The organism is Marinobacterium litorale DSM 23545 (assembly GCF_000428985.1).
GTDB classification, from domain to species: domain Bacteria; phylum Pseudomonadota; class Gammaproteobacteria; order Pseudomonadales; family Balneatricaceae; genus Marinobacterium_D; species Marinobacterium_D litorale.
The window spans coordinates 1-20,689 of sequence record NZ_AUAZ01000009.1 but is presented as its reverse complement, the minus strand read 5'-3'; the positions used below and the strand labels follow the sequence as shown (position 1 = coordinate 20,689).

Here is a 20,689-nt window from a genome sequence, read left to right as displayed (position 1 = left end):
CTGTATAAACCTGGTCCATCAGTCAGGGGTAAAGGAGCTATTCAGTGGATCTGGCGACTCTCGTAGGCCTACTCGGTGCCCTGGGCATCGTAATCGCTGCCATGGTATTGGGTGGCGATGTCGGTATTTTTGTTAACGTACCTTCAATTTTGATCGTTATTGGCGGTTCACTCTTCGTGGTTCTGATCAAGTTCACGCTGGGTCAGTTTCTGGCGGCGGGGAAAGTGGCAGCCAAGGCGTTTATGTTCAAGTCGCTGGCACCCGAAGAGATCATTGCGGAAACCGTTGAGCTGGCCGATGCGGCCCGTAAAGGTGGCTTGCTCTCTCTGGAAGAGAAAGAGGTTGCCAGTCCCTTCATGCAGCGCGGTATTCAGCTGCTTGTGGATGGCCATGACCCGGAAGTGGTCAAAGGTCTTCTTCACAAGGAAGCAGACATGGCAACGGAGCGCCATGAGTTCGGCGCCAAGATATTCAAGGCGCTGGGGGATGTGGGCCCGGCCATGGGGATGATCGGGACGCTGGTAGGTCTGGTGCAGATGCTCTCCAACATGTCTGACCCCAAATCGATCGGTCCGGCGATGGCGGTCGCGCTGCTGACGACACTGTATGGTGCGATGTTGGCGACCATCGTTGCGCTTCCGATCGCCGACAAGCTGGAGAACCGCAAGGATGAAGAGGCGCTGAATCAAGCGCTGATTATCGATGGATTACTGGCGATTCAGGCCGGTCAGAACCCCCGTGTGATCGAGCAGATGTTACGTAATTACCTGCCGGAGAAGAAACGCGAACAGGCCGCCGCGGAAGGCGAGGGCTAAAGGGGTAGCGCGATGAGCGAAGGGCAGAAAAAGTGTAAATGTCCACCGCCGGGGGCTCCGGCATGGATGGCGACCTTCTCCGACCTGATGTCGCTGCTGATGTGCTTTTTCGTACTGCTGCTCTCATTCTCCGAAATGGACGTGCTCAAGTTCAAGCAGCTTGCGGGCTCCATGCGTGAAGCCTTTGGCGTTCAGAACCAGATCAAGGTTGAGGATATCCCCAAGGGGACCTCCATCATCGCCCAGGAGTTCAGTCCTGGACGGCCGGAGCCCACGCCGCTGAATGAAGTGCGGCAGATGACCATCAATAACGATATGAGCACACTGGATATTCGCTCTCAGGAGGGTGAAGCCACCATCAAGGATAAGCTTGAGGGGCTACAGGAGCTGATTAAGCAACAGGAGCAGCAGGCTCAGCAGGATGCGGTTCAATTTGCCCAGGCGTTGGCTCAGGAGATCGGTGATGGTGCCGTGGAAGTGGAAACCGAAGGAACCAAACTGATTATCCGGGTTAAGGAGCAGGGGTCTTTCGACTCAGGTTCAGCCGAGCTGAAATTTGCCTATATTCCCGTCATTGCCAAGATTCGTGACGTGCTGCTGGATGTCAGTGGCCGGGTGGCGATCGAGGGGCACTCCGATAATATCCCCTATTCCGGGGCCCGTTTTGAATCCAACTGGGACCTCTCTTCAGCGCGTGCGTTGGCGGTGGCCCATGAGCTGTTCTCCGACCCCCGGATCGATGAGTCACGTTTTCAGGTGGCTGGGTATGCGGACAGTAAACCGCTGGTGCCCAATAACTCCCCGGAAAACCGTTCTCGCAATCGGCGGGTTGAGATCGTGATCCAGAAAGGTAACGACCAGGAAATGCTGGAACGTCTTCAGTCCCGTCCTGAGGGTGATACGGAAGGTCAGCGCCTGAATCCTGGCGAGATTTTCTAACTCGCCGGGCTAGGGTTACGTTGTAGCCTGGCTGGAGCGACGCGCAACTCGGGAACGGCTTTCCAAAAGCAAGCACAAAAAAACGCCGCCAGGCGCAAGCCGGGCGGCGTTTTTACATTGTATCGAACGCTTACTTGGAGTTGTCGATCATGTACTGGATAGAGGCCTTCAGCTCAGCATCAGAGCAGTCGACACAGGTGCCCATCGGCGGCATGGCGTTGATGCCGGATTTGGCCGTGGCCAGCAGCGCGTCAATGCCTTTTTCGGCACGCGGTGCCCAGGCAGCGGCGTCACCGAAAACCGGTGCGCCTGCTACGCCAGCTGCGTGGCAGACGGAACATTTGGTGTTGTAGATTTCTTCGCCGGTACGTTCCGCCATGGCGGCAGCGGGGGCCAGCAGTGCAGCAGCGGCTGCAAGAACAAGCGCTTTTTTCATCGTTATTTCCTTTGACAGTGCTTTTGGGTGTCGGGCTTGTTCCCGAAACCCAGGTAAAAACTCATGCGCCCACAGTTTAGGAGCGGCCTGTAAATGAGTAAATACAGCTTAAGTGGTGAACACTGCCTGAACGAAGCACTTTAGTGATTAACCGGAAAGTACAATTCAGCGGCGCTGCAGGCGCATGGCGTAGGTGGCCTGGCTGTGAAGCTTGCGATCATGCTGGCGCTGTTGGATCTCTTCCCGGTACTGCAGTACAGCCCGGTCAACCAGATCAGCCGGTGCGCTCAATACGGTTCTCAGATCATCAGCGGAGTAGCCGCGCTTGAGCAGTTGTTGCAGGTCATTTGTGAAATGATGTTCTGTATTCATTGTCATTATCCTCTTTCATCCACAGGCGATTAAACGCTGATCAGATTGCAGCTATATGTCATTTCTGTGCGGATCCGGTTAAACCCCCTCTGTCGTCGGATTGGTCAACCTATGCGCCTGGGTCTATGTTTTTAAGCTAAACGCTGAAAATACTTTCGTTTTCAGCTGAGATTGTTCATATTCGCCTTTATGTCGGCACCCCGCCGCGACAGGGGTCGCGTTGGGTTTTCAGGGATCACCGCAGGAGAAACAGTGCGATGAAACGTGCAGTCACCAGTGTTACCAGTCTTGCTCTCGCTCTCTCCATGGGCATTCACGCCCAGGCTGAAGAGCTCCATGTCTACAATTGGTCCGATTACATTGCGGAAGACACGGTCGCTAACTTCGAGGCCGCCACCGGTATCGATGTGGTCTATGATGTCTACGACTCCAACGAAGTAGCGGAGGCCAAGCTGCTGGCCGGCCAAAGCGGCTATGATCTGCTGTTCCCCACCGCGCGTCCCTTTGCAGACCGGCATATACAGGCCGGGCTCTATCAAAAGCTCGATAAGTCGAAGCTGGATCGATGGGACAACCTGGACTCGGTGATCATGGAATCACTGACCGATATAGACCCCGGCAACCAGTATTTAGTTCCCTACATGTGGGGAACAACCGGAATCGGCTACAACGTGGACAAGGTCAAGGCGATCCTGGGCGATGACATGCCTTTGGATACCTGGCGTTTGGTGTTCGACCCGGAGATCTCCGGTAAGCTGGCGCAGTGTGGTGTCACGCTGATGGATGATGCCACCGAAGTATTGACTGCGGCGCGCGCCTACCTGGGTAAGCCGGTGGACGATTTCAGCCGTGAGGCGATCGATGAGGCCGCCGAAGTTGTCGCGGCGGTACGCCCTAATATTCGCTACTTCCACAGTTCGCAGTACATCAATGACCTGGCTAATGGTGATATCTGTGTAGCTCACGGCTACTCCGGTGATGTGTTGCAGGCCCGTGATCGCGCCGCCGAAGCCGGGAACGGTGTGAACGTGGCCTACGCGGTTCCCTCCGAGGGCGCGGTGGTCTGGACCGACGTGATGGTGATTCCTACCGATGCACCAAACCCGGACGCCGCGCACAAATTTATTAACTATCTGCTTGATCCGCAGGTGATTGCGCCGGTGACCGATTACGTGGCCTACGCCAATGCGAACGCCGCAGCTGAAGATCTGATTGATCCGGAGATCCGCGCCGATGCCGGCATCTACCCGCCGGCTGAAACACGGGAGAAACTTTTTGTGTTGAAAACGCCGGGTGAACGCGAGATTCGCAATATGAACCGCGCCTGGACCCGCGTTAAAACCGGCCAGTAACCGAGCTTCCTTTCTCTGTTATCCCCAACCTCCCCGACCGGGGAGGTTGGGCGTTTAGCGACGCCGATTAATGCCTAGTACACGACAGTTCACACCCGACAGCGCCTGGCAGGCCCCGGAAGGGGAGCCGATCATCCGTATCGATCAGGTCAGTAAACGCTTTGGCGACTTCTATGCCGTTGATGATGTCAGCCTGCAGATCCACGCCGGTGAGTTTTTCTCGCTGCTTGGGCCCTCCGGCTGCGGTAAAACCACGCTGCTGCGGATGCTGGCCGGTTTTGAAATCCCCAGCGAAGGCCGGATACTGATCGACGGTCAGGATATGACGGCGGTGCCGCCCTACGAGCGCCCCGTTAATATGATGTTTCAGTCCTATGCGCTGTTTCCGCATATGAACGTGGCTGACAATATCGCCTTTGGACTCAAGCAGGAGGGGATGGCGAAGTCCGAGCGGCAAAGTCGCGTTGCCGAGATGCTCTCCCTGGTGCAGATCGAAAAGTTGGCCACACGTAAACCGCACCAGCTCTCCGGGGGGCAGCGTCAGCGGGTAGCGTTGGCGCGTGCGCTGGCTAAACATCCCAAGATCTTACTGCTGGACGAGCCGCTGGGTGCGCTGGATAAAAAGCTGCGTGAGCAGACCCAGTTCGAGCTGGTTAACATTCAGGAGCGTTTGGGGATCACCTTTATTGTTGTGACCCACGATCAGGAGGAGGCGATGACCATGTCCAGCCGGATCGCATTGATGCGTGATGGTCGTGTGGAGCAGGTCGATCCGCCCCGGCGACTCTACGAGTATCCCAATTCAAGGTATGCCGCGGATTTTATAGGCTCGGTAAACCTGCTCGAGGGTTTTGTACTGGCGCAGGAGGAGGATCGCGTCACCATACGCAGCGAGGAGGCCGGAACCGACCTGGAGGTTACGCACGGACAGCCACTGATACCCGGAACCCCGGTTACGCTGGCGGTCCGGCCAGAGAAAGTACGTCTGCAAACGACGGAAAACCGTCTGCCTAACGCCCTGTCCGGTGTGATCAAGGAGATCGCCTACCTGGGTGATGTGTCGATCTATCATGTGGAGCTGCCCACCGGTAAACGGGTTCAGTTTACCCAGTCCAATATCCAGGCGCTCGCGGAGCAACCGCTGACCTGGGAAGATTCGGTGGAGCTTGGCTGGCAGGCAAACAGCTGCGGAGTGCTTGAGCGATGAGGTGGCGTCTGCCCCGGGGCAGAAGTTTGATCATCGGCGTGCCCTGGCTTTGGCTCGGGCTGTTTTTCCTGCTGCCGTTTCTGTTTGTCTTGAAAATCAGCCTGGCAGAACCGGCCCTGGCCCAGCCTCCCTACACGGAGCTGTTCAGTGCGCTGGGGGATGGACTGGTCTCGGTTACGCTTAACTTCGGTAACTACCTGTTACTGCTGGATGATCCGCTTTATCGCGCGGCCCTGTTCGGTTCGTTGAAGATTGCGGCGATCTCAACGTTGATCTGCCTGCTACTGGGATATCCGATGGCGTATGCCATCGCGCGGTCTCCCGGGCACTGGCGTCTGCCCCTTTTGATGTTGGTGATTCTGCCGTTCTGGACCTCGTTCCTGATTCGAGTCTATGCCTGGATCGGTATCCTCAAGGGCAATGGTCTGCTGAACAATCTGCTGCTCTGGAGCGGACTTATCGACCAACCGCTGGAGATCTTGCATACACCCATCGCGGTCTATATCGGCATTGTTTACAGCTATCTGCCATTTGTTGTGTTACCGCTTTATGCGACCTTGATCCGGCTGGATCTGACCTTATTGGAAGCGGCGGCTGATCTGGGATGTCCCCCCTGGAAACAGTTTCTGCAGATCACCTTACCGCTTTCGCTGCCCGGTTTGATCGCCGGTGGCATGCTGGTTTTTATACCGGCGGTGGGCGAGTTTGTGATTCCGGATCTGTTGGGCGGCCCCAACACGCTGATGATCGGCAAACTGATGTGGACCGAGTTTTTCAGTAACAAGGACTGGCCCCTGGCCTCATCATTGGCGGCGGTACTCCTGGTGGTGCTGATTGTGCCCTTTGTGGCCATGCGACACTTTGAGCAGAAAGCGGGGGAAGAGACATGAGCAAGAAAGGCGTGCTGAAACGCCGGTTTCCGCTGTTGTTGACCCTGCTCGTTTTTGGTTATGCCTTTCTCTACGGTCCGATTTTGAGCTTGATCGTCTACTCCTTCAACGAGAGTCGGCTGGTAACAGTCTGGGCCGGATTCAGTACCCGCTGGTATGGTGAACTGCTACAGAATGATCAGTTACTCAGTGCCGCCTGGTTGAGTGTGAAAATAGCCGCAACCACGGCCTCGGGAGCGGTCATCCTGGGTACTCTGGCGGCCATGGCGCTGGTCCGGTTCCGTCGCTTTCGCGGGCGTGCCAGTCTCCAGGTCATGGTGACGGCTCCCTTGGTGATGCCCGAGGTGATTATCGGTCTCTCTTTGCTGCTGCTGTTTGTGGCGATGCAGGAAACCATCGGCTGGCCTTCCGGCCGTGGCCAGACGACGATTACCATCGCGCATATGACCTTTGCCATGGCTTACGTGACGGTGATTGTGCAGAGCCGGCTGGCGCATATGGATCGTTCGCTGGAGGAGGCGGCACTGGATCTGGGCGCGAGACCGGTCAAGGTGTTCTTCACCATAACCCTGCCCCTGATAGCACCGGCCCTGATGGCGGGTTGGCTGCTGGCCTTTACCCTGTCACTGGATGATCTGGTGGTAGCCAGCTTTGTCTCGGGCCCCGGTGCTACCACCTTACCGATGGTGGTCTACTCCAGTGTCCGGCTCGGCGTGAGCCCCGAGATCAATGCGCTGGCGACTATTGTCGTTCTGCTGGTGAGTGTGGCGGTGCTGGTGGCCGGCGTATTGCTCTATCGACAGGAAAAGCGTGCACAGATGGAGATGCAACTGACGCAGGCTAACAATCAGGCTACTAAATAATCGTCAGTGATCAAGAAGAGGTCACTGACCTCAACAGCACTGATCCTCGGATGAGGGCAGTTGCTCTGTTCGGAGATCTTCTGACCAAAAAGCGCGGCGCCGGTGTCGATGTAGATGCCGTTGCCGCGCTTTTGAATCTGCGGCAGGATCACATGACCGTGGACGGTCAGGTCTATCTCCTCAACGGTGTGTTTAAACTTGGGGTCTTTCACCGGCCGGCCCCAGATCAGGGCTTCACGCAGTGCCGGTTCGTTGGGCAGCCGCAGTTTCAAATCCAGCCAGTTATCCACCGGAACCGTGGTATGAGTTATTCCCACGGCTCGTCCATCGGCAAGCTCAAGTTCAATCGCCCAGGGCATTTCGACGGCAAGCTTCTCGGCGAACTGGCGCATGCCTGAATGGCGCCAGAAATAGTGCTCCGGCCCTTCGCCCAGCCAGGCTTTACCGCCATAGCGCATCCAGTCTTCGGTATTGATACTGGTTGGATCGTTCAGCCAGTTGAATAGAATTTGCTCGTGATTGCCGCGCACGGCGAAAAACCAGGGTTCTTTGACCAGCTCCAGGCATTGCTCGGAGTCCGGACCCCGGTCGATCAGGTCCCCCACCGAGAACAGCCGGTCCACGGCCGTATCGAAGCACACCGCTTCAAGCTCGGCCTGCAAAGGCCCCAGCCAGCCATGAATATCGCCGACGACAAAATCGCGCCCTTTGAGGTTAGGGCCCACGGTCTGCACAAATACCGACACTCAGCTACTCCCTTTTCCTGATGTCACTTTTAGCATATGCCACAACGCATTGATCTGAACAGTACCAACGGGTTATACAGAGTTGCGGCACCGTTTTATGATTGAGGTAACGCACGGTATAGAGGGCTAGGCCGATGAAAAAGCGGGACGATCTTCGCCTGTTGCTGTTACAGATCCGCGAAGGCGAGCATGTCCGCGTGGAAGAGCATCAGAGCTTTGCTCGCTACTGTGAGCTCAAACCTGAGCAGATCCGGATTTTAAATGTCTTTGATACACCCCGCTTCGAGCCTTCTGTGGTGGACGGTTATGACGCCGTTCTCGTCGGTGGTGCCAGCGAAGCGAACGTGCTGGAGCCTGAGCGCTATACCTTTGTTTCTGACGCTAAGCGGCTACTGAGACGTTGTGCTGAGCTGGATATGCCGGTCTTTGCGTCCTGTTTCGGGTTTCAGTTAGCGGTACTGGCGCTCGGCGGCGAAATCAAACACCGGGACGTAGGCTTCGAGATGGGAACAATCCCTATCTCACTCACGGAGTTGGCAGCCGGGGATCCGCTGTTCCGGGATCGACCGGACCCGTTTATGGCGGTATCGGTTCATCGGCAGTATGCCGACCAACTGCCCGACGCCTGTGAGCTGCTGGCCTATACCGAACAGTGCGCCCATGCTTTTAAACTGCGTGGAAAACGTTTCTGGGCGTTTCAGTTCCACCCGGAGGTCGATAAGCGGATTCTGGTAGAGCGGCTGACCCACTACAAAGCCCACTATACCGACGGTGATGGGCATCTGGATGCCGTGCTTTCCAGCGCTGTGGAAACGCCCCATTCCAACCACCTGATGACGGCGTTTGTGGACCGTATAGTGCTGGGGGCCGGTTCTCAGTAGGGCTGTTGGACCGATCGATAGCCGGTGTTCGCGGGAGGCGTTGTGCAGTACAGGGTCTCGTCCAACGCGGTACGGATCAGGTGCTTCTCACGCTCTTCAATCTGCCGGAGCGACTCGCTGACATGCCGTACATGGGCCATAGCCGCTTTTCTGGCCCAGTGCGCCTGACGGCTGATGACAGCGTGATAGATTTGCCGGTGATGTTTGTCGATCTGCTGTTTGAAAGAGCGACGGTGGTTCAGGTTCGCCACTGATGCCTGAACCGAATTCAGCATCAACCCCTTTAGACTGCTCAGCACGTGAACAAGCACCGGGTTGTGAGAGGCTTCGACGATGGCGCGATGAAACGCGTGGTCGAGCTCCGCGTTGGTTAATGGGTCCGCCGCCTCCATCGCTGCGAAGGCCTGCTGAATCCGATACTGATCTTTCTCGTTGGCGCGTTCCGCCGCCAGCGCTGCCGCCTGTCCTTCCAGTTGCTCGCGCACCTCAAACAGGTCGTAGAGCGTACGTGCGTTATCGGAAAACGCCAGCATTAACGGACTGGATTCCTCCACCGGGGGGACGACACAGGCAACGAATGAGCCTTTGCCATGACGGGTTTCGATCATTCCTCGACCGTGCAGCTCGTGCAGGGCTTCACGGACGATAGCGCGTGATACGCCCAGCCGGGCAGCAAGCTGCCTTTCCGAAGGCATTTTTTTTTCCGGTGCCAGACTGCCATCCAGAATCATCTGTTCCAGATGTGTGGCGATCGATTGAGCGGTCGAGAGAGGCTGCTGTTTTTTCATTTTATCCACTGGTTGGACCAGCTGTTCTTATTTTGGGTGTTCGCTCGCGGCATATTAGCGGCGGCTGAATAAATATCGGCTATTTCTACCAAAGCGTCCACCAAGGGCAACAAAAAACTGGTCCGACCAGTTACCGGTTTGCTGGACGCCCTATTCGTTCTGGACAACGCTTCTTGCGCACAACGCTCGGAGTGCCGCTTAGGTCGGTGCGCCGTGCAGTACTGACTCAGCGTTCCAGTCCCGACCCAGAAAAATAAAAAGTGTGGAGAATGAATATGAACAACGATGACATGCGCAATCCAACCGTGGGCAAAAAGCCACGGCGCGCGTTTCTCAAGTCCGTTGCTCTGGCCAGTGCCGCTGTGGCCGGCACCTCGATGCTGGCCGCTACGCCTGCGCAGGCGGCTCAAACATGGAAAATCCAATCCGTCTGGGATGCCGGTACGGTGGGTTACCGGTTGTTCGAGCAGTGGTGTAACGAGATGGAGGAGAAAACCAACGGTGAATTGATTTTCAAGCCGTTCCCGGCGAAGTCGGTAGCGGCGGACAATAATGCGCTGTTCGATGCGGTGCGCAACGGCGTACTCCAGGGCATGAATCCCTTCACCCTCTACTGGTCCGGTAAGATTCCGGCGACTGTTTTCCTCTCTTCCTATCCGGCCGGTCCTGACCAGCCCCATCAGTGGGATACCATGTTTTACTCCATGGGGATGCTGGAAAAAACCCGTGAAATCTATAAGAAATTCGGTCTTTTTTACGTCGGTCCCATTCAGCATGACGCCAACATTATTCATTCCAAACAGCCGGTTAACAGCCTGGATGACCTCAAGGGAATGAAAATTCGCTTGCCTGGCGGCATGGTGGCCGAGGTGTTCCAACAGTTCGGTGTATCCACCGTCAGCTTGCCGGGTTCCGATATTTTCCCGGCACTGGAGAAAGGCACTATTGATGCCGCGGACTACGTGGGCCCGGCTGTGAACTGGGAACTGGGTTTTTCTCAGGTCACCGACTACATCCTGTTCGGACCGCCGGGGGTTATGTCGATCTATCAACCGGTGGATCTGATGGACCTGACCGTCAATATGCGGGCCTGGAACAGCCTGGATCCGAAGTTGCAGAATATCGTTGAAGAGCAGGTGCGCAATTACTCTCAGCGCCACTACCTGACGATCCAGCAGCGCAACATCGAGGCCATGGAGAAGTTCAAGGAAGCGGGGGACACCGTCTCTCGACTGAGTCAGGATGATCTGATGCGCTTCCGTAAGGCGGCGATACCGGTCTGGTACAAGTGGGCGAACAAGGATGAAGATGCGCGTGCCATCTTTGATCTGCAGCTTAAGTACATGATGAACGACACCGTGGGGTACATCTCGGAAGAGGATATCAAGGGTATGGAGTAGCCCCCAGCCCAAGCTATCCACAGGGGGAGGCGGGCCTCCCCCGCAGTTGTGAACAGTCTTCTACGAGGTAACCTACATGTCTGATCTTGAAGGCTTTGGTTTTGTAATGCCGCACTGGCTCTATTGGGGCTGGCTGGCGGTAATGCCGTTGATCATGATGGCCCTGAGCCGGCGGGCGGCTCGAAAGGGCGCTGAGGTCGCCGAATCCCATCCGATCATGGGGGAGGTGCAGGCGGATGAAGATCCGATCATCCACCAGCATTTTGAGGGTAACGCCGTTACCCGCGTGATCGACTGGATCAGTGAAAAGTCTGGGGTATTCGTCGCCTTCTGGACGGTCAACGCGGTCTGCTTCTACTTCTATGAAGTGATCATGCGTTATTTCTTCAACATGCCCACCATCTGGGTACATGAGTCCAGCTTTCTGCTCCTGGGTATGCAATATCTGCTGGCAGGGGCTTATGCCATGTTGCATGGCGCCCATGTTCGAGTGGATGTGCTCTATAACCTGCTACCGGAGCGTGGCCGGGTTGGCATGGATATTTTTACCTCCATGTTCTTTTTCATCTTCACGCTGGCGCTGGCGGGCACCTCCTGGACCTTCTTTATCGATGCCTATCGCATGGGGGAGACCACGGTGGAGACCTGGGGTATTCAGTATTGGCCGGTTAAGGGAATGATGCTGCTCGGTGCCTTACTGATCCTGCTGGCGGGGGTATCGAAACTGATCAAGGATATCGCGCTGTTCGTGCGCATGGGACGGGAGGGCGCGCAATGACGACACATACGTCCGATATGCCGATAGTGAGCCATCGTGGCTCTCTGGTGGGAAAACTCGGCACCTGGTTGATGATCATCGCAACCGTAGGGCTTGGGTTCATTATCCTGGTGGAGACGATCAACACCGTTTTCTATGACCCCTACGGCGACGAATACTTCCTGTTCCGGCTGGCCGGATCCTTGTCCAGTGTATCGATCGGGCCCCTGACCTACCTGATGTTCGGGTCCCTTCTGGTGGCGTTGATGATGGGGTTACCGCTGGCCTTCGTGACCGGGGGCCTCGGTGTCACCTTTATCTACCTGGTGGGTGATGGGTTGATGCTGAATATCATCCCGGGCCGCATCTTCCCGATGATGACCAACTCTGATTTGGCAGCGATACCGCTGTTTATCTTCATGGCATCGATGCTTGAACGGGCCGGTTTGATCGAAGAGATGTTCAATGTGGTCTACAAGTGGATGGGGGGCTTAAGCGGTGGGCTTGCGACAGCGACTATTATCGCATCGACCATCCTGGCCGCCATGGTCGGTGTAATCGGCGCCGCCGTGGTGACCATGGGGATTATCGCTCTGCCGGCCATGCTGAAGCGCAACTACGACCACCAGATTGCCCTCGGTTCAATTATGGCCGGCGGTACATTGGGGATACTGATTCCGCCCTCAATACTGGCCATCCTCTATGCGGTGGTTGCTCAGCAGTCGGTGGGTGAACTCTACCTGGGTGCGGTGGTGCCAGGCCTGTTGCTCTCGGGTATGTATATCGCCTACGTGCTGATCCGCACCATGCTGAATCCCAAACTGGGACCGCCGGTGCCGATGGAAGAGCGTATTTCGCTGAAAGAGAAGTTGCTGCTGCTGAAAGACCTGGTGGCACCTATCATCCTGGTGATGCTGGTGCTCGGGTTATTGTTCGGTGGTGTCGCCACCCCGGTGGAGGCTGCCGGTATCGGCTCCTTCGGCGCGATCCTGGTGGCCTGGAAGCACGGCGCTTTTTCGGTGCAGACTCTGCGTGAGGCCTCAATTACCACGGCCAAGGCGTCCGCCATGGTGCTGTGGATCATGTTCGGTGCATCAGTGTTTGTCGGCTTCTACATCCTTCAGGGGGGGCAGAACTTTATTACCGAGACTATTCTGGGCACAGGACTTTCTGCCTACGGCATTCTGTTCCTGTTGATGGTGCTGCTGGTCATTCTCGGTATGTTCCTGGATTGGGTGGGGATCCTGCTGCTGGCCGTGCCGATCTTCATCCCCATTGTGCAGGCGCTCGAATTCGATGGCCTGTTCGGGCTTCCGGCTGTGCCGGGTGACGACGTGGTGCTCTGGTTCGGTGTGCTTTATCTGGTGAATATGCAGATGTCTTTCCTGAGCCCACCGTTCGGCTATGCGCTGTTCTATATCCGCGGTGTCTGTCCGCCGGAAATCTCCATGGGCACGATCTTCCGTTCATCGCTGGTGTTCCTGGCGCTGCAGGCCACAGGTCTGGTGCTCTGCATCCTGTTCCCGGCGCTGATTACCTGGCTGCCGGATTTGGTCTACGGCTAAACGTTATTAAAGCGAGATTCAGATATGAGTAATCGAATTCAGGAAGCTGGCCTGCAGATAGATGCTGCCCTTTACCGGCTGATTGAGCAGGACATTGCCCCGGGAACCGGCGTGGAACCGGCCGATTTCTGGGCCTCGTTTGACGCCATTCTCAAAGATCTGGGGCCAAAAAACCGGGCGTTGCTGGCAAAAAGGGATGCGCTTCAGGCTCAGCTCGATGAATGGCATCGCCAACACAAACATGTGTCCTTCGATGCGCAGGCGTACATGCAGTTTCTGCGCGAGATCGGTTATCTGGTACCGGAAGGTAAACCGTTCTCGGTGGCCACAAAGAATGTGGATGTGGAGATTGCCCAGGTGGCCGGTCCGCAGCTTGTTGTGCCCTGCAGCAATGCTCGCTTTGCTTTGAATGCGGCTAATGCCCGCTGGGGTAGCCTCTACGATGCGCTCTACGGTACCGACGTGATTGCGGAAAGTGACGGCTGTGAAAAGGGCAAAGCGTTTAACCCGCAAAGAGGCAAAAGAGTCATCGAGTGGGCGGCACGCTTTCTGGATAGTGTGGCCCCTCTGAATGAGGGATCTCACGCCCGGGTGAGTGAATACCGTGTGCATCCCGATGGCGGGCGGATGACTCTCTCGATCGAACTCGACAGTGGTCAGGTCACCGGTCTGTCGGATCCGACCCGGTTTGCCGGTTATCACGAGGAGGGTGCGTCCCGCGGTGTACTGCTGCGCAATCACGGGCTGCATGTGGAGCTGCAGATCGATCCGGAGCACCCCATCGGCCAACTCTCCTCGGCCGGGGTGAAAGATATTCTGATGGAGTCGGCCATGAGCACCATCATCGACTGCGAGGACTCCGTCGCAGCGGTGGACGCGGAGGATAAGGTGGGCGTTTATCGGAACTGGCTGGGTCTGATGATGGGTACACTGGAGGATACCTTCGACAAGGGGGGGCGGCAGCTGACCCGTCGGCTCCACGCTGATCGCACCTACTCGGCTCCTGATGGCAGCACATTGACGTTGCATGGTCGCAGCCTGCTGCTGGTGCGCAACGTGGGGCATCTGATGACCACCGATGCGGTATTGGATGCGAACGGTGATGAGGTACCCGAGGGGTTCCTCGACGCCATGGTGACCACGCTCTGTGCCGTACACGATCTGAAAGGTCAGGGCCGTTACCGTAACAGTCGGACCGGTAGCATCTATATCGTCAAACCGAAGATGCATGGGCCTGAGGAAGCGGCGCTGACCAACGAGCTGTTCACGCGCGTTGAACAGGCGCTTTCGTTGCCGGCCAATACCCTGAAGGTGGGCGTGATGGATGAGGAGCGCCGTACCTCAGCCAACCTGAAAGAGACCATGCGTGCCGTCCGTGAGCGACTGTTTTTCATCAACACCGGCTTCCTGGACCGTACCGGTGACGAGATCCATACCTGCATGGAAGCGGGGCCTGTCTTGCCTAAGGAGGCGATCAAGGCGGAGCCCTGGATAAAGGCTTATGAAGATCGCAATGTGGACATCGGCCTTGCCTGTGGCCTGGAAGGCGTTGCTCAGATCGGTAAAGGTATGTGGCCGATGCCCGACGAGATGGCCCGGATGATGGAGGCTAAGCTGGCGCATCCGCAGGCCGGTGCCAACTGCGCCTGGGTACCTTCGCCTACCGCCGCAACCTTGCATGCCACTCACTACCACCAGGTCGATGTTCAGGCGCGTCAACATGAGATCGCGGGTCGCGCCGCCACCCCCATCGAACAACTTCTGACCCCGCCTTTACTGGGTGATACCCCGCTGACGCCGGAGCAGATCCAGAACGAGCTGGATAACAATGTGCAGGGGATCCTGGGCTACGTGGTGCGCTGGGTCGGGCAGGGGATCGGCTGCTCCAAGGTGCCGGATATCCACAACGTGGGATTGATGGAGGATCGTGCCACGCTGCGTATCTCCAGTCAGCACCTGGCTAACTGGCTGCAACATGGCATCTGCACTGACGATCAGGTCAGTGACACGCTGAAACGCATGGCTGAGGTGGTGGATAACCAGAATGCGGGCGACCCCGCCTATCAGCCGATGGCGCCTGATCTGGCCTCGAGTATTCCGTTCCAGGCCGCTCGGGACCTGATTTTCAAAGGATGTGATCAACCTAACGGTTATACCGAGCCGCTGCTGCACGCCCATCGCCGAACGCAGAAAAACCAGTACTCAAACTAATTGTCTACTTAAAGAAAGGACGGGTGTGCGTATGTTAACGATTACTCGACTGGATCAGCAGGATGCCCGGCTTCTGATTGCAGGAGCAGCCAACAAGGCGCAGGAAATCGGCGTGCCCATGTGTATCGCCGTGGTGGATGAGTCCGGCAACCTGGTTGCTTTCGAGCGCATGGATGGCGGCAAAATCACCAGTGTCACCATCGCTCAGGACAAAGCGTTTACCGCGGCAGCGGCGAAAAAAGCGACCCACGAGTATAACGAAAAGTGTGTGCCGGGCAGTCTGGTGTTCGGGATTCATACGGCTCTTGGTGGACGACTCTGCGTGGTGGGCGGTGGACTGCCGGTGAGTATCGATGGCGAGGTTGTGGGTGGCATCGGTTTGAGCTCTGGGACACCACAGCAGGATATGGAATGTGCCCAGGCGGGCATCGATCATTTTCTTGCCACCAGAGGCTGAGCTTTTGAGCCGCAGCAAAGGGGAGAGTCATGAGTGACAGGCAGGATGTGCATCCGGGAGTATCCCGAGAGGTACTGGCGCAGAAGTTCAGGGCGTTTATCGACCCGGAATATGTGATCAGTGACGATGAGACCCTAAAGCCCTACGAGTGCGATGGTCTCTCGGTGTACAGTGAGATGCCGATGCTGGTGGTGCTGCCGGAGACCGTGGAGCAGGCCCAGCAGGTTTTGCGGATCTGCCATGAAGAGCGGGTGCCGGTGGTCGCCCGTGGCGCCGGTACCGGCCTTTGCGCTGGTGCTATGCCCCACCGGGAAGGGGTAGTGCTCTCCATGGCCAAGTTCAACCGGATTCTGGAGATCAACCCGGTGGCCCGCGCCGCCCGGGTACAGCCCGGCGTGCGTAACCTGGCGATCAGTGAGGCGGCCGGCAAGTATGGGCTGTATTACGGACCGGACCCCTCCTCACAGATAGCCTGCACCATTGGCGGCAATGTGGCGGAAAACTCCGGCGGCGTGCATTGCCTTAAATACGGTTTGACGGTGCACAACCTGCTCAGTGTGGATCTGCTCACCGTGGAAGGGGAGAGAATTACCTTGGGGAGCGAAGGGCTGGACAGCTGCGGCATGGACCTGCTGGCGCTGATGACCGGCTCCGAGGGGTTGCTTGGGATCGTGACCGAAGTGCGAGTCAAGCTGCTGCCCAAGCCGGAGGTGGCTCAGGTGGTGATGGCCGGCTTCGATTCGGTGCAGACCGCCGGTGACGCAGTGGGAGCGATCATCGCTGAGGGTATCATTCCCGGTGGCCTGGAGATGATGGACAGCCATGCCATTGTCGCCGCCGAAGCCTTTGCCAAAGCAGGTTACCCGACCGAGGCGAAGGCTCTGTTGCTGTGTGAAGTGGACGGAACCGAAGAGGAGGTCCACGAGCATATCGACGCGGTGGAAAGCCTGTTCAAGCGCCTTGGTGCTACTTCCGTACGGACCTCGCATAACGAGGAGGAGCGGGCGCGGCTCTGGCAGGGGCGTAAATCGGCATTTCCCGCAGTGGGTCGAATATCCCCGGATTACTACTGCATGGATGGCACCATTCCCCGGGGACAGCTTGCTCACGTGCTGACCGAGATGGAGCGTATGTCCGAGGCGTGTGGCCTGCGTGTGGCCAATGTTTTCCACGCCGGTGACGGCAACCTGCATCCGTTGATTCTGTTCGATGCCAACGTTCCGGGCGAGCTGGAGAAAACCGAGGATTTCGGCGGCCGAATCCTGGAGCTTTGTGTCGCGGTGGGCGGTTGTATCACCGGTGAACATGGTGTGGGCGTAGAGAAGATCCGGCAGATGCCTGCCCAGTTCAACGATCTTGATATTGCTCAGTTTCACCGTATCAAAGCGGCGTTCGATCCGGCCGGTACGCTGAATCCCGGAAAAGGGATCCCGACCCTGCGTCAGTGCCAGGAGTACCGCTCCCTGGAGATGAGCATCGAGCCCAATAGTGGTGCCGAAAATCAGCTGCACAGGGAGGGTGGTCATGAGTGATAAACAGGTACAGCTAGTCGATCAGGTACTGGCGGCCCGCGAGCGGCGACAGCCGGTGCGAATCGTGGGGGGTGACACCAAAGCATTTATGGGGCGTAGCACCGATAGTGCGCTGCCGGTGCTGGATCTCAGTGGCCATACCGGCATTCTGACCTACCATCCGGTGGAGCTGGTGCTGACAGCCCGGGCAGGAACCACGCTGGCTGAGCTCGATGCGGCACTGAGCGAGCATAACCAGATGCTGTCGTTCGAGCCGCCCCGGTTCGGTAAGAACTCGACTTTGGGCGGCACGTTGGCCTGTCATTTATCTGGTCCCGGCCGTCCCTGGTGGGGCTCGGTGCGTGATCAGGTATTGGGTGTGCGCTTGATTAACGGTCAGGGAGAGGCGTTACGTTTTGGTGGTCAGGTGATGAAAAACGTGGCGGGTTACGATGTCTCGCGGTTACAGGCCGGTGCAATGGGGACGCTTGGAGTGATGACCGAGATAAGCCTCAAGGTACTACCCCGGCCTGCCTCCACGCGGACGCTGGTTTTCGACTGTGAGATGGACGAAGCGGTGTCGATCATGAACCGCAGGAGCGTGGAGGCCAAGCCGCTGAGCGCGGCCTGCTGGCTCGATAACAAGCTCTACCTGAGGCTCTCGGGTGCTCACTCTGCGGTAGATGCCACCCTGTCCCACTGGGGTGGCAGTGAGCTGATGGATGCTGAGCATTTCTGGCACAGGTTACGTGACCATCAGCTGGATTTCTTCTGCACCAGTCTGCCGCTGTGGCGCTTTTCGGTGAATCCCACAGCCCGTATGCCAGGCTTGTCCGGACAGTGGCTGGTGGACTGGGGTGGCGCCCAGCGCTGGTACCTGGGTAATGCTGAGCTCAGCGAGATGGAACGAATCGCCGTCGAAGCCGGGGGGCAGGTGAGCCTGTTCCGTGGTGGTGATCGCAGCGCTGAAGTGATGCATACGCCGCCACAAGCCGTCAAAGCCTTGCAGCAGCGCTTGAAGCACGCTTTTGATCCAGACGGCTTGTTCAACCCGGGCCGCCTCTATAGCTGGATGTAGATCGATATGAAAACCGAGATTCTTCAAATCTATCAGTCCACCCCAGAGGGTCAGGAAGCCGAAGAGATACTGCGCAGTTGTGTGCACTGCGGGTTCTGCACCGCCACCTGTCCCACCTACCAGGAGCTCAGTGATGAGCGTGATGGCCCTCGCGGGCGGATCTATCTGATCAAACAGTTGCTGGAAACCGGCGAGGTCACGGAAAAAACGCGGACTCATCTGGATCGCTGCCTGACCTGTCGCAGCTGTGAAACCACCTGCCCGTCAGGTGTGCAGTATGGACGGCTGGTGGATATTGGCCGGGGCCTGGTGGAGCAGAAGCTGGACCGGCCGCTCAAGGAAAAGCTGATGCGTTGGGGGCTGCGCAAGGTGCTGCCGTATCCCGAGCGCTTTGGTCCGATGATGAAACTGGGCCAGACGTTCCGTCCTGTCCTGCCCGCCGCGCTTAAAGCCAAGGTGCCACCCAAGCGGGTTGCATCCCCCTGGCCTGCGAAGCGCCACGCCCGGGTGATGCTGGCGCTCGCCGGGTGCGCTCAATCGGCTGCCGCACCCACCACCAACGCAGCCGCTGCGCGGGTGCTTGATCGGCTGGGCATTACTCTGGTTGAGGCCCCGGAGGCAGGCTGCTGCGGCGCGGTGAGTTACCACCTGTCAGCCCATGAGGAAGGGCTCGATTTTATGCGTCGTAATATCGATGCCTGGTGGCCGGCCATAGAGTCGGGCTGCGAGGCGATCGTTATGACAGCGTCGGGCTGTGGTGCGATGGTGCAGGAATATGGGCATTTGCTGCGTCATGATCCCCGGTATGCCGACAAAGCAAAACGGGTCAGCGAACTGACCCGGGATCTGGCCGAAGTTCTGCTGGAGGAGGATTTGAGCCTACTCAAAGCGGAGCGTCCGTCAGGCAAGGTGGCTGTGCACTGTCCCTGTACGCTGCAGCACGCCATGAAGCAGGGCGGTTGTGTAGATGCGGTGCTTAAACAGGCCGGCTTCGATCTGGCAAAAACCGAGAATAATCACCTCTGTTGCGGCTCGGCGGGCACCTACTCTGTATTACAGCCGGTGTTGAGCCAGCGTCTGCTCAACAACAAAATTCAGGCACTCACCGGAGAGTCCCCGGCGCGTATTGTTACCTCCAACATCGGCTGCCAACTGCATCTGGAGAGCAAGGCAAGCGTACCGGTGCAACACTGGATTGAGCTGCTGGATCAATAAACGTTCTGTTGAGCTTTTCTACTCATCCCGGCTATGCGTCGACTCGAAGATCTTGTCGGCGTTGCCCTCGATAAACCCGGCAAAGAGTTTGCCCGGCGACTCCTCGTAACGCAGGGCAAACTCGTAGTAGCAGCTGGGTACCCGGTGGGTTTCACCCTCTCCAAATTCGACCGCGATATGGTCGGCCAGGGTCGAAGACTGCTCCAGTAACAGGCCGGGCGAGCCCTTGATCTCGCCCCCCTGTACGTTGAGCGCATAACCATTGTCCTTGAGCAGTTGGTTTACTGCTTTAAGGTCCGGCAGCGTTTCCAGGTGATTAACACTGACGGTGAAGTGGTTGGCTCTGAGCCCCAATACGGACAGCCAGGCCGCATATTCGCTCTCTTTCAGTAATGCCTCGTATGCCTCCCAGGTGGGTATTGCCCAGTGCCGCCCGCTCCAGAAAACGCTTACATCACTGGCCGCATCCTCAGGAACTTGGGCGAGCAGAGTGTGGATAATCGCCTGTACCTTGTCCGACAGGTGTTCGAATTCGAGCTCGCTGAGGAAAATCTTTGGCGCGGTTGCATCCACCTCATGAGCAAAGGCGCGGGCCCGAAGCTTCTTGGTCGCAAAGTGATATTGGCCGAACGCACGATAGCCAAGTTGTTCCAGTAGCGGCTGTAGTCGCTCTAACGAGATTGGGCTGTGAGCCAGGGTGCGAAAGGCCACATGGTCATTGACGATCGTTTCTCCCCGTTCGATGAACAGGCGCTGGATCGCTTCCGCCTGTGGTGTGATCCCAACGTAATCCTGCCAAAGCTGTTGAAAGAACCGGTAGTGGTTCACGACTCACCTCCTCCCTCACAAACAGGGAATTTGTCTGTAGTGGTTCAATGATTCCGGACACCCAGATAGGTGGTAACCTTGCCACCCTAGAGGTGTTCAATGAAAAAACAACGTCGTTCCTTTACGCCCGAGTTCAAGCTGGAAGCCGCTAGTCTTGTACTGGATCAGGGCTATTCCATCGCTGAGGCCTGCCGGTCACTTGGTATCGGTGATACCGCACTGCGTCGGTGGGTGGATCAGTTACGTGCCGAACGTGACGGGGAAACGCCCGCAAGCAAAGCTATGACGCCCGAGCAGAAGCGCATCCAGGAACTGGAAGCCAGGGTTAAACGCTTGGAGCAAGAAAAGGACATATTAAAAAAGGCTTCCGCTCTCTTA

Annotated in this window: 21 protein-coding genes; 16 read left to right on the top strand and 5 right to left on the bottom strand. The window is 57.3% G+C overall.

The window, feature by feature from the left end; all coding sequences use genetic code 11:
* Positions 1 to 44 precede the first annotated feature (44 nt).
* Together pomA and G403_RS0109190 are read left to right on the top strand one after the other, a co-directional pair.
* A complete protein-coding gene (gene pomA / locus G403_RS0109195; RefSeq protein ID WP_027853734.1) occupies positions 45 to 815 on the top strand; it encodes a flagellar motor protein PomA in 771 nt (256 codons plus the stop codon).
* A 12-nt stretch (positions 816 to 827) separates the two neighbouring features.
* Positions 828 to 1,754 (top strand): flagellar motor protein MotB, encoded by a 927-nt coding sequence (locus G403_RS0109190; RefSeq protein WP_027853733.1) that lies wholly within the window; start codon positions 828 to 830, stop codon positions 1,752 to 1,754.
* Positions 1,755 to 1,884: 130 nt separating this feature from the next.
* Here the strand turns inward: G403_RS0109190 and G403_RS0109185 are convergent, their stop codons facing one another.
* On the bottom strand, positions 1,885 to 2,190 hold the full coding sequence (locus tag G403_RS0109185) for a c-type cytochrome (protein WP_027853732.1): 306 nt from the start codon (positions 2,188 to 2,190) through the stop codon (positions 1,885 to 1,887).
* A 165-nt stretch (positions 2,191 to 2,355) separates the two neighbouring features.
* Positions 2,356 to 2,562: a hypothetical protein gene (locus tag G403_RS0109180; RefSeq protein WP_027853731.1), complete on the bottom strand. Its 207-nt coding sequence runs from the start codon at positions 2,560 to 2,562 to the stop codon at positions 2,356 to 2,358.
* Between the two features lie 257 nt (positions 2,563 to 2,819).
* Here G403_RS0109180 and G403_RS0109175 point away from each other — a divergent pair, with 257 nt between their 5' ends.
* From G403_RS0109175 to G403_RS0109160, 4 genes are all read left to right on the top strand, one after another.
* Positions 2,820 to 3,914: a polyamine ABC transporter substrate-binding protein gene (locus tag G403_RS0109175; RefSeq protein WP_027853730.1), complete on the top strand. Its 1,095-nt coding sequence runs from the start codon at positions 2,820 to 2,822 to the stop codon at positions 3,912 to 3,914.
* A gap of 70 nt (positions 3,915 to 3,984) precedes the next feature.
* Positions 3,985 to 5,121: an ABC transporter ATP-binding protein gene (locus G403_RS0109170; RefSeq protein WP_027853729.1), complete on the top strand. Its 1,137-nt coding sequence runs from the start codon at positions 3,985 to 3,987 to the stop codon at positions 5,119 to 5,121.
* Positions 5,118 to 6,011 carry an ABC transporter permease subunit gene (locus G403_RS0109165; protein ID WP_027853728.1) on the top strand — a complete coding sequence of 298 codons (894 nt, stop codon included), beginning with the start codon at positions 5,118 to 5,120 and terminating at the stop codon, positions 6,009 to 6,011. The genes G403_RS0109170 and G403_RS0109165 overlap by 4 nt, the downstream gene beginning before the upstream one ends.
* Positions 6,008 to 6,874 carry an ABC transporter permease subunit gene (locus G403_RS0109160; protein WP_211232668.1) on the top strand — a complete coding sequence of 289 codons (867 nt, stop codon included), beginning with the start codon at positions 6,008 to 6,010 and terminating at the stop codon, positions 6,872 to 6,874. The genes G403_RS0109165 and G403_RS0109160 overlap by 4 nt, the downstream gene beginning before the upstream one ends.
* Here G403_RS0109160 and G403_RS22755 read toward each other — a convergent pair.
* Positions 6,859 to 7,620 carry a metallophosphoesterase gene (locus G403_RS22755; RefSeq protein ID WP_051298782.1) on the bottom strand — a complete coding sequence of 254 codons (762 nt, stop codon included), beginning with the start codon at positions 7,618 to 7,620 and terminating at the stop codon, positions 6,859 to 6,861. The genes G403_RS0109160 and G403_RS22755 overlap by 16 nt on opposite strands.
* Positions 7,621 to 7,754: 134 nt before the next feature.
* On the opposite strand from G403_RS22755, the gene G403_RS0109150 reads away from it, so the two are divergent.
* A complete protein-coding gene (locus G403_RS0109150; RefSeq protein WP_027853726.1) occupies positions 7,755 to 8,501 on the top strand; it encodes a type 1 glutamine amidotransferase in 747 nt (248 codons plus the stop codon).
* Here the strand turns inward: G403_RS0109150 and G403_RS22750 are convergent.
* On the bottom strand, positions 8,495 to 9,289 hold the full coding sequence (locus tag G403_RS22750) for an FCD domain-containing protein (RefSeq protein ID WP_051298780.1): 795 nt from the start codon (positions 9,287 to 9,289) through the stop codon (positions 8,495 to 8,497). The two genes, G403_RS0109150 and G403_RS22750, sit on opposite strands and share 7 nt — an antisense overlap.
* Positions 9,290 to 9,564: 275 nt before the next feature.
* Between G403_RS22750 and dctP the strand changes: the two genes are divergently transcribed.
* From dctP to glcF, 8 genes are all read left to right on the top strand, one after another.
* A complete protein-coding gene (gene dctP / locus G403_RS0109140; RefSeq protein ID WP_051298817.1) occupies positions 9,565 to 10,689 on the top strand; it encodes a TRAP transporter substrate-binding protein DctP in 1,125 nt (374 codons plus the stop codon).
* A 76-nt stretch (positions 10,690 to 10,765) separates the two neighbouring features.
* Positions 10,766 to 11,467: a TRAP transporter small permease subunit gene (locus G403_RS0109135; RefSeq protein WP_027853724.1), complete on the top strand. Its 702-nt coding sequence runs from the start codon at positions 10,766 to 10,768 to the stop codon at positions 11,465 to 11,467.
* On the top strand, positions 11,464 to 13,011 hold the full coding sequence (locus G403_RS0109130) for a TRAP transporter large permease (protein WP_027853723.1): 1,548 nt from the start codon (positions 11,464 to 11,466) through the stop codon (positions 13,009 to 13,011). The genes G403_RS0109135 and G403_RS0109130 overlap by 4 nt, the downstream gene beginning before the upstream one ends.
* Positions 13,012 to 13,035: 24 nt before the next feature.
* Entirely contained in the window at positions 13,036 to 15,222 is a 2,187-nt protein-coding gene (locus tag G403_RS0109125; protein ID WP_027853722.1) for a malate synthase G, read from the top strand.
* A gap of 31 nt (positions 15,223 to 15,253) precedes the next feature.
* Complete coding sequence (locus G403_RS0109120; protein WP_027853721.1) at positions 15,254 to 15,679, top strand: GlcG/HbpS family heme-binding protein; 426 nt, start codon at positions 15,254 to 15,256, stop codon at positions 15,677 to 15,679.
* Between the two features lie 29 nt (positions 15,680 to 15,708).
* A complete protein-coding gene (locus tag G403_RS22745; protein ID WP_051298777.1) occupies positions 15,709 to 17,211 on the top strand; it encodes an FAD-linked oxidase C-terminal domain-containing protein in 1,503 nt (500 codons plus the stop codon).
* Positions 17,204 to 18,268 (top strand): glycolate oxidase subunit GlcE, encoded by a 1,065-nt coding sequence (glcE, locus tag G403_RS0109110; protein ID WP_027853720.1) that lies wholly within the window; start codon positions 17,204 to 17,206, stop codon positions 18,266 to 18,268. Before G403_RS22745 ends, glcE begins: the two co-directional genes overlap by 8 nt.
* Positions 18,269 to 18,274: 6 nt before the next feature.
* Positions 18,275 to 19,483, top strand: a complete 1,209-nt coding sequence (gene glcF / locus G403_RS0109105; protein ID WP_027853719.1) for a glycolate oxidase subunit GlcF — start codon at positions 18,275 to 18,277, stop codon at positions 19,481 to 19,483.
* Positions 19,484 to 19,501: 18 nt separating this feature from the next.
* Here glcF and G403_RS0109100 read toward each other — a convergent pair whose 3' ends face one another.
* A complete protein-coding gene (locus G403_RS0109100; RefSeq protein WP_027853718.1) occupies positions 19,502 to 20,311 on the bottom strand; it encodes a DUF1338 domain-containing protein in 810 nt (269 codons plus the stop codon).
* 99 nt (positions 20,312 to 20,410) lie between these two features.
* On the opposite strand from G403_RS0109100, the gene G403_RS0109095 reads away from it, so the two are divergent.
* Positions 20,411 to 20,689 (top strand): IS3 family transposase (locus G403_RS0109095; RefSeq protein WP_027853717.1); only part of this gene is annotated, 279 nt, incomplete at its 3' end.